The following is a 13,863-nucleotide window of genomic DNA, read 5'->3' on the forward strand; positions in this document are numbered from 1 at the left end:
CCGTCACTGATGAGAAGTACCACGAGCTTAGGAAGAAGGGTTTTCATAGCGGCGGCCTGCGCTTGCGCGGCTGCCGCGTACGCCCAGGCGCTCCCCGTCACCCGACCTCGACGCTCAGGAAAGGTATTTTCAAAGGAGCTATCTGCTGATATGCAAGAGCGTTTCCGCTCTGCCGGCGTGCCAAGCTCCTAAATACCAGAGGTATCTTAGGTAGGCACCTGTGCGGTGCCGTGGTTCTAGGCACACCCCTTGCCGCGTTCGTGCTCCTCTTGCACGAGCCCGCCATGGAACCTGTCTCACGCCGCATCTTCCTCAAGGTCAGTAGCGCGACCGCCGTCACGCCTGTCGTCGCCGAGGCCGCGGCGCCGCAGCGGCCGGGCGCACACGCGTCTGCGGCCGCAGCCCCCGCGGCCGGCGCCGAGGCCCAGCCCTACCTCTTCTTCACCGCCGGCGAGGCCGCCTTCATGGAGGCGGCCGTGGATCGGCTGATCCCGCCCGACGACCTGGGCCCCGGCGGCCGGCAGGCCGGCGTGGTGCAGTTCATCGACCGCCAGCTCGCCGGCGCCTGGGGCGCCGGCGAGCGCCTGTACCGCAGCGGGCCCTGGCAGCCGGGCACGCCGTCGCAGGGCTACCAGCTGCCCTTCACGCCGGCCGAGCTGTTCCGCAACGCGCTGCGCGGCATCGCGCAGCAAGGGCAGCAGGGCGGCGGCACGCCGTTCGAGAAGCTGCCCGGCCCGCAGCAGGACGCCTGGCTTACGCGGCTGCAGAACGGCGGCACCGACCTTGAGGGCGTGCCGTCCAAGGTGTTCTTCGAGTCGCTGCTGGCCATGACCGTCGAGGGCTACTTCTGCGACCCGGCCTATGGCGGCAACCGCGGCATGGGCAGCTGGTCCATGATCGGTTTCCCCGGCGCTTACGGCAACTACTACGAGCTGGTCGACCGCCACGGCATCGCCTTCAACGTGCCGCCGCGCAGCCTGGCCCAGGACGGCGGCGGCCATGTGCACCCCATGCCCGCGACCCGGCCGCAGGCCACGCAGCCGCCACCGCAGCAGGGGAAGCGCTGATGGCCGCCACCCGGCTGCCGCCGGTCGATGCCGTCGTGCTGGGCGTGGGCCTGGTGGGCAGCATGCTGGGGCGCGAGCTCACCAAGGCCGGCCTGAAGGTGGTGGGCCTGGAACGCGGCCAGCCGCGCGCCACGGTGCCCGACTTCCAGGGCCCGCAGATGCACGACGAGCTGCGCTACTCGGTGCGCAAGGCCATGATGCAGGACACGGCGCGCGAGACCCTCACCTTCCGCAACAAGGCCGGCGAGACGGCGCTGCCCATGCGGCGCTGGGAAAGCTTCCTGCCGGGCACCGGCGTGGGCGGCTCGGCCGTGCACTGGAACGGCCAGACCTTCCGTTTCCAGGACAGCGACTTCCGCATGCGCACGCGCACCCTGGAGCGCTATGGCGAGAAGATGATAGCCCCCGGCCTGCTGGTGCAGGACTGGGGCGTCAACGCCGCCGAGCTGGAGCCCTACTACGACCGCTTCGAGTACCTGCTGGGCACCAGCGGCAAGGCCGGCCACCTGCAGGGCAAGAAGATCGAGGGCGGCAACCCGTTCGAGGACTCGCGCTCGCGCGAGTACCCCACGCCGCCGCAGAAGGAGCCCTACGGCTCGGCGCTGTTCCGCAAGGCGGCCCAGGGCCTGGGCTACCACCCCTTCCCGCAGCCCTCGTCCAACCTGAGCCAGCCCTATACCAATACCGAGGGCGTGCAGCTGCGCACCTGCATGTTCTGCGGCTTCTGCGAGCGCTATGGCTGCGAGCACTACGCCAAGTCCTCGCCGCAGACCACGCTGCTGCCGGTGCTGCTGCGCGACCGCAACTTCACCCTGCGCACCCAGTGCCAGGTGCTGCGCATCAACCTGGACAAGGACAAGAAGCGCGCCACCTCAGTCACCTACATCGACGCCGCCGGCCGCGAGTTCGAGCAGCCCGCCAGCCTGGTGATCGTGGGCATGTACGCGCTGAACAATGTCCGGATGCTGCTGCTGTCGGGCATCGGCCAGCCCTACGACCCGGCCACCGGCAAGGGCGTGGTCGGGCGCAACTACGCCTACCAGACCACCAGCGGCGTGCAGGTGTTCTTCGACGAGAAGGTGAACATCAACCCCTTCATGCGCTCGGGCGCCTGCGGCACGGTGATCGGCGACTTCGCCAGCGACAACTTCGACCACGGGCCGCTGGGCTTCCTGGGCGGCGCCTTCATCGGCGAGATCATGACCAACGGCCGCCCCATCGAGTTCCACCCCACGCCGCCAGGCACGCCGGCCTGGGGCTCGGCCTGGAAACGGGCGGTCGCGCGCCACTACAACCACACCTCGGTGCTGCAGGTCCACGGCAGCTCCATCGCCGCGACGCAGAACTACCTGGACCTGGACCCGACGTACAAGGACGCCTGGGGCCTGCCGCTGCTGCGCATGACCTTCGACTTCCCCGAGAACGACCTGCGCCTGTCGAACCACATCACGGCGCGCGCCGTGGACATCGCCCGCGCCATGGGCGGACGGCAGGTGAACGGCACGCCGCGCCGCGGCCCCTACACGGCCACCCAGTACCAGAGCACGCACAACACCGGCGGCACCGTGATGGGCACCGACCCGTCCACCAGCACGGTGAACCGCTGGCTGCAAAGCTGGGACGTGCCCAACGTGTTCGTGATCGGCGCCTCCAACTTCCCGCAGAACGCGTCGTACAACCCGACCGACACGGTGGGCGCGCTGGCCTACTGGGCGGCCGACGCCATCGTCGGGCGCTACCTCAAGCAGCCGGGGCCCCTGGCATGAAAGTTCCCCCAAGCCTCGCCTTGTTGCTGGCTTGTCTGATCGCAGTGGCGCTGGCCGGCTGCGACCGGGGCGAGCAGGCCGCCGCGCCCGCCGCCGGCGCGGCCTCGGCCCCGGCCGCACCGGCCTCGGCCCCTGCGTCCGCGCCGGCCATGGCGCCGCCGCTGGTGCCGGCTCAGGTGGCCATGGCCGCCGTCGGCACGCCCGAGCAGATCGAGGCCGGTCGCCAGCTGGCCACGCAGGGCGCGGGCGCGGCCGCCGCCTGCCTGGCCTGCCATGGCGCCAACGGCGAGGGCCAGCCACAAACCGGTTTTCCCCGGCTGGCCGCGCAGGGCCGCCTGTACCTTGCGCACCAGCTGGACAGCTACGCCAACGGCAGCCGCAAGCACCCGGTGATGAGTCCCATCGCCTCGGCCATGAATGCCGAGCAGCGGCTGGCCGCCGCGGCGTACTACGCCAGCCTGGGCGGTGCGCCGGCGGGAGTGGCACCGGCGGCCGCGCCGCGGCTGCCTCCCGAGCCGGTGCTGGCCGGCCGGGGCGACGAGTCGCGCCAGCTGCAGGCCTGCGCCAACTGCCACGGCCCGCAAGGCATCGGCGACGCGGCCTACAACCCCTACCTGGCGGGCCAGCACGCGGCCTACCTGCTGTCGGCGCTGGCCGAGTGGAAGAGCGGCGCGCGCAACAACGACCCCAGCCGGCAGATGCCGGCCATCGCCAAAGCGCTGACCGACACCGAGGCGAAGGCGCTGGCCACCTACTACGCGGCACTGCCCGCGCCGGCGCCGCGCAATGCGCAGGCGGTGGCAGTGGCACCAGGCTCCGCGGCTGGGACTGCGTCCCAGTCCGGCCCGACCGGGGCCACTGCGCCGAATCTCGGCATAGGCACGGAGCAGGGAGCGCCGCTGACCGGCGGCGCGCAAGGGCAGGGCGTGGGCGGCGCGGCCACCAATCCCGCGAACACGCCCAACGCACCGCAGCAGCAGCAAACGCCCAATCGCCCCTGAGCGGGCCCGCGGCAGGACGGCATGCGCTAGACTGCCTGCGGGTGCGGCGCCGTGCGGGCGCCGCAGGTTCTCGCGCAGGTCGGGCCGCCGCGCGGCGTTCCCACGCCTGGAGCCCCATGCCCGCCGCCGATCCCATGCAGCTCGTCGCTGCCGCCCTGTTCGCCCTCGCGCTGATCCACACCTTCGCCGCCAAGCAGTTCGAGCGGCTGTCGCACCGCTTCCCGCGCCACGCCGGCGTGTTCCACCTGCTCGGCGAGGTCGAGGTGGTGTTCGGCTTCTGGGCCATCGTGCTGGTGGCGGTCATGGCGCTGGTCGTCGGCGGCGCGCAGGCGCTGGAATACGCCGAGTCGCGCCACTACACCGAGCCGCTGTTCGTGTTCGTGGTGATGGTGGTGGCCGGTTCGCGCCCGGTGCTGCAGGGGGTGCGCAGCGCCATCGACGTGCTGGCGCGGCGGGCGCCCCTGCCCACGCCGCTGGCGCGCGCCTGGCTGGGACTCGCGGCGGTGCCGCTGCTGGGGTCGCTGATCACCGAGCCGGCGGCCATGACCATCGCCGCGCTGATGCTGGCACCGCAGATCTTCCGCTCCGAGGTGCGCGAAGGCGCCAAGTACCTGGCCCTGGGCGTGCTGTTCGTCAACGTGTCCATCGGCGGCACGCTCACCTCGTACGCCGCGCCGCCGGTGCTGATGGTGGCGGCCACCTGGAACTGGGACACGGCCTTCATGGCGCAGACGTTTGGCTGGAAGGCCGCGCTCGCGGTCGTGCTCAACGCCAGCGTCGCCACGTGGGTACTGCGCAAGCACCTGGCCGGCACGCCGCTGGAGCTGGCCGCGGAAGCCGGCCCGCGCGTGCCCGCCAGCGTGGTGGCCGTCCACCTGGCCTTCCTGGCGGCGGTGGTGCTGCTGGCCCACCATCCCGTGGCCTTCACGGGTGTCTTCCTGATGTTCCTGGGCTTCACGACGGCCTACGAGCGCTACCAGAGCCGCTTGATCCTGAGGGAGGCCTTGCTGGTGGCCTTCTTCCTGGCAGGCCTGGTGGTGCTGGGCGGCCTGCAGCAATGGTGGCTGCAGCCCATCGTCTCGGCCCTGCAGCCCGGGGCCCTGTTCTTCGGCGCCGCGGCGCTGACGGCGGTGACCGACAACGCCGCGCTGACCTACCTGGGTTCGCTGATCGGCGGCATCTCGGAAGAGGCCAAGTACAGCCTGGTGGCCGGTGCGGTGGCCGGCGGCGGCCTGACGGTGATCGCCAACGCGCCCAACCCGGCCGGCGTGGCCCTGCTCAAAGCCGGGTTCGCCGACCAGACGGTGGGCGCGGGCGGGCTGCTGCTGGGGGCGCTGTTCCCGACGGCGGTGGCGCTGGCGGCGTTCTGGTTCCTCTGAAGCCGCGCTCAGGCTTCCTTGAACGCGTCCTCGCGCGTCTTGCGGATGGCCGGCAGCGCCACCACCAGCACCATGAGCACGGTGGCGACCAGCAGGCCCGCCGACAGCGGGCGCGTGACCAGGGTGGAGAAGTCGCCGCGCGACAGCAGCAGGGCGCGGCGCAGGTTCTCTTCCATCATCGGCCCCAGCACGAAGCCCAGCAGCAGCGGCGCCGGCTCCATGCCGCAGCGCGCGAACACGTAGCCGGCCACGCCGAAGCCCACGGTCATGAACACGTCGAAGGTGTTGTTGTTGATCGAGTAGACGCCGATGCAGCAGAAGGCCAGGATCGCCGGGTAGAGGAAGCGGTAGGGCACCTTCAGCAGCTTGACCCACAGGCCGATCAGCGGCAGGTTGAGCACGATCAGCATGGCGTTGCCCAGCCACATGCTGGCGATCAGGCCCCAGAACAGGTCGGGGTTGCTGGTCATCACCTGCGGCCCCGGCTGGATGTTGTGGATGGTCATGGCGCCCACCATCAGCGCCATCACCACGTTGGACGGGATGCCCAGCGTCAGCAGCGGGATGAACGAGGTCTGCGCGCCGGCGTTGTTGGCCGCCTCCGGCCCGGCCACGCCCTCGATGGCGCCCTTGCCGAACTCCTCGCTGCGGCGCGAGATCTTCTTCTCCAGCGTGTAGGAAGCGAAGGCCGACAGCGTGGCGCCGCCGCCGGGCAGGATGCCCAGGGCCGTGCCCAGCGCCGTGCCGCGCACCGCCGCCGGCAGGAAGCGGCGGAAGTCCTCCCCGCTGGGGAACAGGTGGGTGACCTTGTTGGTGAAGGTCTCGCGGTGCTCGCGCTGCTCCACGTTGTTGAGGATCTCGGCGAAGCCGAACAGGCCCATGGCGACCGCCACGAAGTTGATGCTGTCGGTCAGCTCGGGGATGTCGAAGGAGTAGCGCGCCACGCCCGAGTTGACGTCGGTGCCCACCATGCCCAGCGCCAGGCCCAGCAGGATCATGCCGATGGCCTTGATCAGCGAGCCCGAGGCCAGCACCACCGCGCCCACCAGGCCCAGCACCATGAGCGAGAAGTACTCGGCCGGCCCGAACTCGAAGGCCAGCTCCGACATCGGCTGGGCGAACGCCGCCAGCACCAGGGTGGCGAAGCAGCCGGCCATGAAGGAGCTCAGGCCCGCGGTGGCCAGCGCCGCGCCGGCCCGGCCCCGGCGCGCCATCTGGTAGCCGTCGATGGCGGTGACCACCGAGGACGACTCGCCCGGCAGGTTGACCAGGATGGCGGTGGTCGAGCCGCCGTACTGCGCGCCGTAGTAGATGCCGGCCAGCATGATCAGCGCCGACACCGGCGGCAGCGTGTAGGTGATGGGCAGCAGCATCGCGATCGTGGTGGACGGGCCCAGGCCCGGCAGCACGCCGATCAGCGTGCCCAGCAGGCAGCCGATGAACGCGTAGGCGAGGTTCTGCAGGCTGAGCGCGGTCTCGAAGCCGAGGCTGAGGTTCTCGAAGAGTGCTTCCATGTCGACCTCAGCGCGTCAGGAAGGAGGGCCACAGCGGCATCTGCAGGTTGATGCCGTAGATGAAGACGCCGACGCAGAACAGCGTCAGCAGCACGGTGCTGGCCAGCGCGCCTTTCCAGGTGAACTCGTGGCTGGCGAAGCTGGAGCCCAGGATGAGCACGCACAGCGCCGCGACCAGGCCCATGGGGATGAGCAGCAGGCCGAACAGCACGACCGAGCCCAGCACGATGGCCATGGTGCGCAGGTCGGGCCGCTTGATCTTCTCGGCGGCAGCGTCGCGCCGCAGGCCGGCCAGGGCCGTCACCACGCCGGACAGCGCCAGCAGGATGCCGACCCAGAACGGGAACCAGCCGGGCCCCATGCGGGCCGGATCGCCCAGGCTGTAGTTGAGCGCGCCGAGGCTGAAGGCGGCGCCGAACGCGATGTAGATCACCCCCGCGGCGAAGTCTTTCTGGTTGCGGATCTTGAGGCCCGAGGCCATGGCTGTCTCCTGTTTCCTTGACGCGCCCTGCGACCGGGGCGCAACCCGGCTTTTATATCACGGCATGATCTAAAAGTGTCATGATGTGACGTGAATGGCGGGCTCAGCCGCGAGCCGGTGTACAGTGCGGCGCGTGCGGCGCAGGGGGATTGCACTGATGGAACCGAAGAAGACAACGCCTCTGGACAAGGCGGCGCTGGAGCGGATATCCACTTTCCGCTACCAGCTCAGGCGCTTCCTGCGCTTCAGCGAGGACGCGTCCCGCAGCGCGGGCATCACCATGCTGCAGTACCAGGTGCTGCTGCACACCCAGGGCTTCGCCGGGCGCGAGTGGGCCAGCATCGGCGAGCTGGCCGACCGCCTGCAGGCCCAGCCGCACGGCGTGGTGGCCCTGGTGACGCGCTGCGAGCAGGCCGGCCTGGTGCGCCGGCTGGAGAACAAGGAGGACCGCCGGCTGGTGGAGGTGCACCTGACGGCCAAGGGGCGCCGCTGCCTGGACCGGCTGGCGGTCCAGCACCAGGCCCAGCTGGGCGCGCTGGCGGCGGTGATCGAGGCCGCGCGCGCGGGCGCGAAGTAGCGGCCTGCGCCGGCTCAGGGCGCGGCGTCGACGACCCGGCGCGGGTCCAGCTCGCGGATGCGGTGCTCCACGTAGTAGCCGCCGTACTCGGTGTAGCGCAGGAAGGGCCGGCCGCAGGAGGCGCACTGCCAGACGTCGCAGCGGTTGTACGGGAAGTACGCCGGCGCGATCGGCGCGTCGGGCGCCCACAGGGTGCCGCCGCCGGGACGGTACTCCTCCAGCGTCGGATCCTCCACGCCGGGGTCGCGCAGCGTGCCCACGCAGCGCAGCCGCCGCGTGTCGTAGGTCCCCGGCACCGCTTCCCAGCCCGGGCAGGCCAGGGCCGCGCAGGAAGGGCAGGGCCCGGCGCCGGCGGATTCGCCCAGCTGGCGCAGCGCGTCGGGCGTGAAGAGGCTGGCGGAGTCGTTGGTGGACATGGGCGTCTCAGTGGGCGGCGGCCGCGGCCTCGCGCGGCAGGCGCCGCCGGACCAGCTGGATGTTGCCGCGCAGCGCGTACAGCTCGTCGGCGTAGGACAGCGGCACGTTGATGCGCCCCACGCGCTGGTCCAGGGCGTCCAGCTCGCGGGCCAGCTGCGGCGCCGAAGCCGGCTCGGCCTGCAGGCGCTGCTCGATGTCGCGCAGCTGGCCGTACCAGCGGAACACGCGCGAGCGGATGCGGAACTGGTAGAGCGGCGGCACGATGCGCGACAGCGGCAGCAGCACCGCGATGATGATGCCCAGCGCCAGCCACATGCGCTCGATCAGGTTGGCGAACCAGAAGGTCAGGTAGCGCTGCAGGAACGGCGCGCCGCTGCGGATCGCGCGTTCGGCCTCCTTGGACACCGGGTACTCGCTGTGCTCGATGGTGGGGAAGGCGCCGGCGCGGTTGAACCAGCCGGCCGGCCCGTGCAGGTCGCGCGCCTCCTGGGCGAACAGCTGCACCAGGGCCGGGTGCGTCTGCTCCCGCGCCAGCAGGGCGGTGGTGGTGGCCACCAGGCGCACGTCCTGCGGCGGCAGGTCGCGCGCCAGGTGCACGATGCCGCGCGGCAGCGTCACCGGCGTGAGGAAGGGGAAGCGGCGCGAGTAGGCCTCGCTCTGCGCGAAGTCCATCAGCTTGACGCCGGGCGTCTGCAGCAGCATCTGCACCATGGGCGACTCGGGCGCCGAGGCGAACACCAGCGCGTCGATCTCGCCGTCCAGGAAGGCCATGGTGGCCGGCGTCTGCGTCAGGCGCGACAGCGTCATCGATTCGGGTTCGATGTCGTTGGCCTGGAACAGCTTGCGCATCAGCGTGGGCACGCCGCTGCCGCGGCTGCCGATGTTGATCCGCATTCCCTGCAGCTGGGACAGCGAGCGCAGCGTCCCGTCGGCCTGGCGCTTGCGCGCGGCGTCCTCGCGGTAGAACAGCCAGAGCGGCTCGACGAACAGGCTGCCCAGCGACAGGATGCCGCCGTCGTCCTTGGCCCCGCCCCGGTCGGTGGTGCCGCCCTGCACGAAGCCCAGGTCGGCCTTGCCTTCGCGCAGCAGCCGCAGGTTGGCCGACGAGCCCTCGGTGGGCAGCAGCACCACCTCGATGCCGTCGGCGGCCAGCGCCTGCTGGTAGCGCTTGCCGAACTCGTCGTAGGCGCTCTGCGCCGGGCCGGTGGCCAGCACCACGCGGCGCGGCGGCGTGGGCTGGAGCCAGAAGTAGGCCAGCACCAGCAGGGCGATGGCCAGCGCGACCACCGGGCCGGCGGACACCAGCAGGTCGCGGATCGACAGGAGGGTATGGCGGATGGCCTGGGGCATGGGCTTCACGCGCCGAAGTCGCGTGCGGCCGGCAGCACGAGCCCGCCGGCCGAGACCGACGTGGCCGCGCGGACCGCGCGCAGCACGGCCTGGGCCACGGCCTCGGCCGCCATGGTGGCCAGCACCATCATGTCGGCCGTCCGGCCCGAGGCGCCGGTGCCCAGGGCGAACAGCACGTCGCCGTCCCACTGCGTGTGGGCCGGGTTGATGCTGCGCGCCAGGCCGTCGTGCGCCACCGTGGCCAGGCGCGCGGCCTGGGGCTTGGTCAGCACCGCGTCGGTGGCGATCATGCCGATGCTGGTGTTGCTGCCCGCCACCAGCCGCCGGGGCGGCTCGCCGCGCAGCAGCGCGCGCCGCGTGTCCAGCAGGGCGCGCCCATCAAGGGTGCGCGCGCCCGCGACCAGGCGGCCGCTGTCCGGGTCCACCACGTCGCCGATGGCGTTGCACGCGACCAGCGCGCCCAGGCGGATGCCGCCGACCTCGACGCAGGCCGTGCCTATGCCGCCTTTCATCGCGCGATCGGCGCCGAAGACCTTGCCCACCACGGCGCCGGCGCCGGCGCCCACGCTGCCTTCGGCGGGCGCCTGGCGCGACGCCGCGTCGCAGGCCGCGTAGCCGGCCTGCGCATCGGGCCGGATGCGGGTGTCGCCCAGGTACAGGTCGAACAGCACGGCCGCCGGCACGATGGGGATGCGTCCGGGGCCCACCTGCAGGCCGATGCCGCGTTCCTCCAGCCAGCGCACCACGCCCGAGGCCGCGTCCAGGCCGAAGGCGCTGCCGCCGGCCAGCAGCACCGCGTGCACCTGTTCCACGGTGTTGGCCGGCGCCAGAAGGTCGGTCTCGCGCGTGCCCGGCGCCGCGCCGCGCACGTCCACGCCGGCCACCGCGCCCTGCCGCGCCAGCACCACGGTGCAGCCGGTGGGCCGGCGCGTGTCGGTGAAATGGCCGACCTCGATGCCGGCCACGTCGGTGATGGCGCCGGCGGCGCTGGGCGGGGGATGCGTCATGTGGGGCGCATTATCCCCAGGACGCTCCCCCCGCGGACCGCCTCAGGCCGACAGCCAGGGCTGCACGAAGGCGAACCAGCCGCCCACAATGTAGACGGCGACGCTGGCGGCATAGACGCGCCGCGAGCTGCGGCGGGTGCGCAGGCAGGCGTCGCGCAGCCGGGGGTCGGTCGGGCAGGGCGCGGTACGGTATGCCCACTGCAACCCGCCCGAGGCGGCCAGCATCAGGCCGGCGGCGATGAACAGCGCCTCCTTGTGCTCGGACAGCCACACCAGCTGCGGCACGGCCGACACCAGCGAGGACAGCGCCGCACCGGCGCCCAGCGCCACCAGCAGCGCCGGCAGTGCGCAGCACACCAGCGTGCCGGAACTGGCCACCAGCGTCGCCAGCGAGGCCCAGAAGCCGGTGCGGGCCTGGGCCACGCCATCGCCGCCGGTCACCTGGCGGCCTTGGCCGCCTGGGTCTCGGCCTTGATCTCGGCCACCGTCTTGGGCACGGTCTCGAGCTGGGTGACGTCGTAGCCGGCGTCGGTGATCTCCGCCGTGATGAGCTTGCCATCCAGCTTCTGGCCGTCCTTGGCCTCGACGGCGACGACCTTGCGCTTGAGGTCCACGAACACGGCCTTGGTGGCCGGCAGCGCCGACAGGCGCTTTTCGATGCCCTGGGCGCAGAAGGCGCACACCATGCCGTTGACGGTGGCCTTCACGGTCTCGGCGGCGACGGCGGAGGAAACGCCTGCGAGGGCGCCCACCGACAGGACGCAGGCGGCGATGGTCTTGGATGCGAAACGGATCATGTCGAACTCCTGGAACTCAAAATATGTACATGAAATTGAAGCGGGCCTGCTTCATCTGGTTGACGCCCGCCTCGACGAAGTAGCGGCTGTGGATCAGCCGCAGCATGGGCGTGATCTCGGTCTCGTCGGACAGCCCCTTCATGCGGCGCGCCTCGACGATCAGCCAGGGCTGGACCTGGTCGTAGTCGACTTCGTAGAAGGAGAAGCCCGCGCGCACCGAGGCGAAGTCGTGCTTCAGCCCCTCGGCCCGGTACAGCCGCGCGGCCGCCGACAGGTACAGCCGGGTGGTCTCCCAGTCGGCCGAGATGCCCGGCGCCAGCATGGTGCGCGTGCCGGCGAAGTCGTTGCCGCGCACCGGGCCGGCGCCGGCGACGAACCACAGGTTGGCCTGCGAATGCGGCCCGTTCCAGCGCCGCACCAGGCGGGTGTAGGTCAGCTCGGCGAACTCGCGCGTGACGCGCTCGTCGTCCGACCGCATCCACACGCCGCCCGCGCCGATCGCGTCGCGCGCGGTGAGCGCGTAGTTGACCCAGCCTTCGCGCCAGTTCGGCCCGAAGTCGCCCATGGCCATGGTGCTGCCCTTGAAGCCCATCGGGCCGGCGTGGGCGGCGGCCCCGGCGCCCAGCGCCAGCGCCAGCATCAAAGCTCTCGACAAAGGTGATCTCCTGAAAGCCGCCGTGCGGCGGCAAAGCCTCGCGCCCGCCGGACGGCGGGCGCACTTCGGGTGGGAAGGCTCAGGAAATGGGCGGCTTGAGCAGCGGCGGCAGCGGCGCGCTGGCGTACCGGTCAGCGCCGAAAGCGGGCAGGGCATGCACCGGCCGAACGGCCGTGAAGCCTCCCTCGGGCGCGCGCAGCGCCAGCAGCATGCACAGCTGGCAGTGGCTGCAGACTTCGCCGGCATGCAGGTCGGGCGCGGACACATCGCCTGCGTCGGACGACGCTGCGGCGTGGCCATGGCAGTCCGGTGGATGGGGCGCCGAAGCCTGCGCGTCCGCCGCCATGGCGACCACCTGGCGGGCCAGCGCTTCCCCGGCCATGGCGTCGCCCACCCAGCCGCGCAGGGGCAGCAGGGCGACCATCAGGATGAGGAGCCAGGGACGCATGGCCGCCATGATACGGCGGCGGCGCGCTGGTGCCCGTCAAGGGGCATTCAGGCCGGCACGTAGCCGGCTTCGGACAGCGCCCGGGCCAGGCGCTCGCGCTGCTGCAGCGACTCCACCTGCACGCGCTTGCGCGCCAGGTCCACCTCCACGCCGGCCGCCGGGTCCACCTCGTGCAGCGCCTCGGTGACGGCGGTCACGCAGTGGCCGCAGCTCATGGCGGGAAGTTCGAATTCGATCATGGGGCCTCCAGGCGGCAAAAGGACACTCTAAGCCTTCGGGCCCGGCTCACAGCAGGAAACGTCCTACAGCTGAAGCCCTGCTTCGGCCGACAGGCGCGGAACGCTGTGCTTCCTAGAGTAGGGGTCTCGCCGGAGTGCCGGCCCCACCTTCATACGCCAAGAGGACAACCATGAACACCGAAACCTCCGAGTCTCCCTTCCCCACCAGCAGCAGCGCCAACGGCGTGGGCGGCGGCCTGAACGGCGGCGCCAATGCGGGTACCGTCCAGCGCATGGCCCAGAAGGCGCACGAGGCCGTGGACAAGCTCGAGCAGACCATCGGCTCGGGCAGCGAGACCGTCATGGGCTGGCAGCAGGAGTACGGCGAGATGGCCCGCGAGCAGGTCAAGTCCAACCCGCTGGCCGCGGTCGGCATCGCTTTCGGCGTCGGCATCCTGTTCAGCAAGCTGTTCATGCGCTGAGGCCGGCGCGTCGCCCGCGCGCTAGTGCTGCGCGGCGGCGTGCGTGGCCAGTTCCCGCCGCGCCTGGCGGGCCACCGTCCAGCCTGCGCTGATCGCCAGCGCGGCCATCACCGCCGCCACGGCCAGATCGGGCCAGGCGGTCCCCGTTCCGAACACGCCCAGGGCGGCCGCCAGCACGGCCAGGTTGCCCAGGGCGTCGTTGCGCGTGCACAGCCATACGCTGCGCATGTTGGCGTCGCCGTCGCGGTAGGCATAGAGCAGCAGCGCCACCCCCACGTTGGCCGCCAGCGCCAGCGCGCCCACCACCCCCATGGTCACCGCCTCCGGCGGCACGCCCTGCAGCGCCGACCAGGCGGCCCGGCCCAGCACCAGCACGCCGAAGGCCAGCATGCTGGCGGCCTTGATCAGCGCCGCGCCCGAGCGCCAGGCCAGTCCCAGGGACAGCACCGCCAGCGACAGCGCGTAGTTGGCGGCGTCGCCGAAGAAGTCGATGGCGTCGGCCAGCAGCGACACCGAGCCGGCGCGCACGCCGGCGCCGATCTCCACCGCGAACATCAGCGCGTTGACGGCCAGCGCGATCCACAGCGCGCGGCGGTAACCGGCGGGAATGTGATTGCGGGGCGGTTCGGGGTGGCAGCAATGGGCGGACATCGTGTTTTCCTTCAGGGGCATTGGAAAGCCTGGAGCCGCTCCAGGGTCAAGCG

At 71.6% G+C, this 13,863-nt stretch carries 17 protein-coding genes; 6 read left to right on the plus strand and 11 right to left on the minus strand.

All coding sequences use genetic code 11. The features are described 5' to 3' along the window. Nucleotides 1-284: 284 nt before the first annotated feature. The 4 genes from RTA_RS05935 (at nt 285) to RTA_RS05950 (ending at nt 5,213) form a co-directional block, all read left to right on the plus strand. Nucleotides 285-1,067, plus strand: coding sequence for a gluconate 2-dehydrogenase subunit 3 family protein (locus tag RTA_RS05935; RefSeq protein WP_013900478.1), 783 nt, complete (start codon nt 285-287; stop codon nt 1,065-1,067). Beyond that, nucleotides 1,067-2,833, plus strand: coding sequence for a GMC family oxidoreductase (locus RTA_RS05940; protein WP_013900479.1), 1,767 nt, complete (start codon nt 1,067-1,069; stop codon nt 2,831-2,833). Before RTA_RS05935 ends, RTA_RS05940 begins: the two co-directional genes overlap by 1 nt. Then, entirely contained in the window at nt 2,830-3,834 is a 1,005-nt protein-coding gene (locus RTA_RS05945; RefSeq protein ID WP_013900480.1) for a c-type cytochrome, read from the plus strand. Before RTA_RS05940 ends, RTA_RS05945 begins: the two co-directional genes overlap by 4 nt. Nucleotides 3,835-3,950: 116 nt before the next feature. Beyond that, complete coding sequence (locus tag RTA_RS05950) at nt 3,951-5,213, plus strand: putative Na+/H+ antiporter (RefSeq protein WP_013900481.1); 1,263 nt, start codon at nt 3,951-3,953, stop codon at nt 5,211-5,213. Nucleotides 5,214-5,221: 8 nt separating this feature from the next. Here RTA_RS05950 and RTA_RS05955 read toward each other — a convergent pair whose 3' ends face one another. Further along, nucleotides 5,222-6,727, minus strand: coding sequence for a tripartite tricarboxylate transporter permease (locus tag RTA_RS05955; RefSeq protein WP_013900482.1), 1,506 nt, complete (start codon nt 6,725-6,727; stop codon nt 5,222-5,224). 7 nt (nt 6,728-6,734) lie between these two features. Further along, nucleotides 6,735-7,208, minus strand: coding sequence for a tripartite tricarboxylate transporter TctB family protein (locus tag RTA_RS05960; protein WP_013900483.1), 474 nt, complete (start codon nt 7,206-7,208; stop codon nt 6,735-6,737). A gap of 157 nt (nt 7,209-7,365) precedes the next feature. Here RTA_RS05960 and RTA_RS05965 point away from each other — a divergent pair, with 157 nt between their 5' ends. After that, entirely contained in the window at nt 7,366-7,785 is a 420-nt protein-coding gene (locus RTA_RS05965) for a MarR family winged helix-turn-helix transcriptional regulator (RefSeq protein ID WP_013900484.1), read from the plus strand. A 14-nt stretch (nt 7,786-7,799) separates the two neighbouring features. Here RTA_RS05965 and RTA_RS05970 read toward each other — a convergent pair whose 3' ends face one another. From RTA_RS05970 to RTA_RS06005, 8 genes are all read right to left on the minus strand, one after another. Further along, complete coding sequence (locus RTA_RS05970) at nt 7,800-8,201, minus strand: hypothetical protein (RefSeq protein WP_013900485.1); 402 nt, start codon at nt 8,199-8,201, stop codon at nt 7,800-7,802. A gap of 7 nt (nt 8,202-8,208) precedes the next feature. Continuing rightward, complete coding sequence (locus RTA_RS05975; protein ID WP_013900486.1) at nt 8,209-9,552, minus strand: TAXI family TRAP transporter solute-binding subunit; 1,344 nt, start codon at nt 9,550-9,552, stop codon at nt 8,209-8,211. Between the two features lie 5 nt (nt 9,553-9,557). Continuing rightward, nucleotides 9,558-10,559, minus strand: a complete 1,002-nt coding sequence (locus RTA_RS05980) for a P1 family peptidase (protein ID WP_013900487.1) — start codon at nt 10,557-10,559, stop codon at nt 9,558-9,560. A gap of 42 nt (nt 10,560-10,601) precedes the next feature. Further along, nucleotides 10,602-11,000 carry a hypothetical protein gene (locus RTA_RS05985; RefSeq protein ID WP_013900488.1) on the minus strand — a complete coding sequence of 133 codons (399 nt, stop codon included), beginning with the start codon at nt 10,998-11,000 and terminating at the stop codon, nt 10,602-10,604. Continuing rightward, nucleotides 10,997-11,356, minus strand: a complete 360-nt coding sequence (locus tag RTA_RS05990; protein WP_013900489.1) for a heavy-metal-associated domain-containing protein — start codon at nt 11,354-11,356, stop codon at nt 10,997-10,999. Before RTA_RS05990 ends, RTA_RS05985 begins: the two co-directional genes overlap by 4 nt. Before the next feature lie 16 nt (nt 11,357-11,372). Next, the gene (locus tag RTA_RS05995; protein ID WP_013900490.1) at nt 11,373-12,011 is read right to left on the minus strand and encodes a hypothetical protein; all 639 of its coding nucleotides are present in this window, start codon (nt 12,009-12,011) and stop codon (nt 11,373-11,375) included. A gap of 79 nt (nt 12,012-12,090) precedes the next feature. Continuing rightward, entirely contained in the window at nt 12,091-12,459 is a 369-nt protein-coding gene (locus RTA_RS19665) for a hypothetical protein (RefSeq protein ID WP_143762907.1), read from the minus strand. A gap of 47 nt (nt 12,460-12,506) precedes the next feature. Continuing rightward, entirely contained in the window at nt 12,507-12,698 is a 192-nt protein-coding gene (locus RTA_RS06005) for a heavy-metal-associated domain-containing protein (RefSeq protein WP_013900492.1), read from the minus strand. Between the two features lie 170 nt (nt 12,699-12,868). On the opposite strand from RTA_RS06005, the gene RTA_RS06010 reads away from it, so the two are divergent. Next, nucleotides 12,869-13,159 carry an ElaB/YgaM/YqjD family protein gene (locus tag RTA_RS06010; protein ID WP_013900493.1) on the plus strand — a complete coding sequence of 97 codons (291 nt, stop codon included), beginning with the start codon at nt 12,869-12,871 and terminating at the stop codon, nt 13,157-13,159. A gap of 21 nt (nt 13,160-13,180) precedes the next feature. Here RTA_RS06010 and RTA_RS06015 read toward each other — a convergent pair whose 3' ends face one another. Then, nucleotides 13,181-13,810, minus strand: a complete 630-nt coding sequence (locus tag RTA_RS06015; protein WP_013900494.1) for a cation efflux transmembrane domain-containing protein — start codon at nt 13,808-13,810, stop codon at nt 13,181-13,183. Nucleotides 13,811-13,863: the final 53 nt, after the last annotated feature.

The sequence above is a fragment of the Ramlibacter tataouinensis TTB310 genome (assembly GCF_000215705.1).
GTDB classification, from domain to species: domain Bacteria; phylum Pseudomonadota; class Gammaproteobacteria; order Burkholderiales; family Burkholderiaceae_C; genus Ramlibacter; species Ramlibacter tataouinensis.

What these genes read in the sequence shown, in the direction of transcription:
- RTA_RS05935 (WP_013900478.1), top strand. Translation starts at nt 285, where the DNA reads ATGGAACCTGTCTCACGCCGCATCTTCCTCAAGGTCAGTAGCGCGACC.
- RTA_RS05940 (WP_013900479.1), top strand. Translation starts at nt 1,067, where the DNA reads ATGGCCGCCACCCGGCTGCCGCCGGTCGATGCCGTCGTGCTGGGCGTG.
- RTA_RS05945 (WP_013900480.1), top strand. Translation starts at nt 2,830, where the DNA reads ATGAAAGTTCCCCCAAGCCTCGCCTTGTTGCTGGCTTGTCTGATCGCA.
- RTA_RS05950 (WP_013900481.1), top strand. Translation starts at nt 3,951, where the DNA reads ATGCCCGCCGCCGATCCCATGCAGCTCGTCGCTGCCGCCCTGTTCGCC.
- RTA_RS05955 (WP_013900482.1), bottom strand. Translation starts at nt 6,727, where the DNA reads ATGGAAGCACTCTTCGAGAACCTCAGCCTCGGCTTCGAGACCGCGCTC.
- RTA_RS05960 (WP_013900483.1), bottom strand. Translation starts at nt 7,208, where the DNA reads ATGGCCTCGGGCCTCAAGATCCGCAACCAGAAAGACTTCGCCGCGGGG.
- RTA_RS05965 (WP_013900484.1), top strand. Translation starts at nt 7,366, where the DNA reads ATGGAACCGAAGAAGACAACGCCTCTGGACAAGGCGGCGCTGGAGCGG.
- RTA_RS05970 (WP_013900485.1), bottom strand. Translation starts at nt 8,201, where the DNA reads ATGTCCACCAACGACTCCGCCAGCCTCTTCACGCCCGACGCGCTGCGC.
- RTA_RS05975 (WP_013900486.1), bottom strand. Translation starts at nt 9,552, where the DNA reads ATGCCCCAGGCCATCCGCCATACCCTCCTGTCGATCCGCGACCTGCTG.
- RTA_RS05980 (WP_013900487.1), bottom strand. Translation starts at nt 10,559, where the DNA reads ATGACGCATCCCCCGCCCAGCGCCGCCGGCGCCATCACCGACGTGGCC.
- RTA_RS05990 (WP_013900489.1), bottom strand. Translation starts at nt 11,356, where the DNA reads ATGATCCGTTTCGCATCCAAGACCATCGCCGCCTGCGTCCTGTCGGTG.
- RTA_RS19665 (WP_143762907.1), bottom strand. Translation starts at nt 12,459, where the DNA reads ATGCGTCCCTGGCTCCTCATCCTGATGGTCGCCCTGCTGCCCCTGCGC.
- RTA_RS06005 (WP_013900492.1), bottom strand. Translation starts at nt 12,698, where the DNA reads ATGATCGAATTCGAACTTCCCGCCATGAGCTGCGGCCACTGCGTGACC.
- RTA_RS06010 (WP_013900493.1), top strand. Translation starts at nt 12,869, where the DNA reads ATGAACACCGAAACCTCCGAGTCTCCCTTCCCCACCAGCAGCAGCGCC.
- RTA_RS06015 (WP_013900494.1), bottom strand. Translation starts at nt 13,810, where the DNA reads ATGTCCGCCCATTGCTGCCACCCCGAACCGCCCCGCAATCACATTCCC.